Raw genomic sequence first — 715 nt, forward strand, 5'->3', positions numbered from 1 at the left:
GCCATCACGGCCGCGCCGTCGGCGGGGCCGGTGCCGTCGGCCGCGGCGAGGGGGGCGTGGACGGGGACGTCCGGGGCGTGCGCGGCCAGGGCAGCGCGCAGGGCCGAGGTGTCCCTGCCCAGGAGCACCACCGCCCGGAGCCGGTGGGCGTGCGCGGCCACCAGCTCGTGATAGGTCACGCCCTTGGGCAGGCCGCCGGCCAGCCACACCACGGAGCTGAACGCCGCCAGCGACGCGTCCGCGGCGTGCGGGTTCGTCGCCTTGGAGTCGTTGACCCACATGATGTCGCGGGAGGTGGCCACGAGCTGGATGCGGTGCTCCCCGCGGTCGTAGGAGCGCAGGCCCTCGGCCACGGCCGCGGGGCTCACCCCGACGGCCCGGGTCAGCGCCGCCGCGGCGGCCGCGTTGGCCATGGTGTGGCGCGGGGCCACCGGGCCCAGGTCGGCGCGCTCGGCCAGGGCGATCGCCTCGTGGCGCCGGTTGTCCAGGAACGCACGGTCCACGAGGATCCCGTCCACGACGCCGATGTCGGACAGGCCCGGGGTGTCCGTGGTGAAGCCGATCGCGCGGCAGCCCTCCTGGACGTCCGCGCGCTCCACGAGGGTGCGGGTCAGCGGGTCCTGCTCGTTGAACACGCAGGCCACCCGCGTGTTCGCATACACCTTGCCCTTGGCGGCGGCGTACTCCTCCATCGAGCCGTGCCAGTCCACGTGGT

1 protein-coding gene is annotated in these 715 nt (G+C 75.5%); it reads right to left on the minus strand.

Annotation, left to right across the window (positions count from 1 at the left end; translation table 11 throughout):
- Nucleotides 1-715 (minus strand): cyanophycin synthetase (locus tag AB0N07_RS50385; RefSeq protein ID WP_365847650.1); only part of this gene is annotated, 715 nt, incomplete at both ends.

Source organism: Streptomyces sp. NPDC051172 (genome assembly GCF_040682555.1).
Taxonomy (GTDB): Bacteria; Actinomycetota; Actinomycetes; order Streptomycetales; family Streptomycetaceae; genus Streptomyces.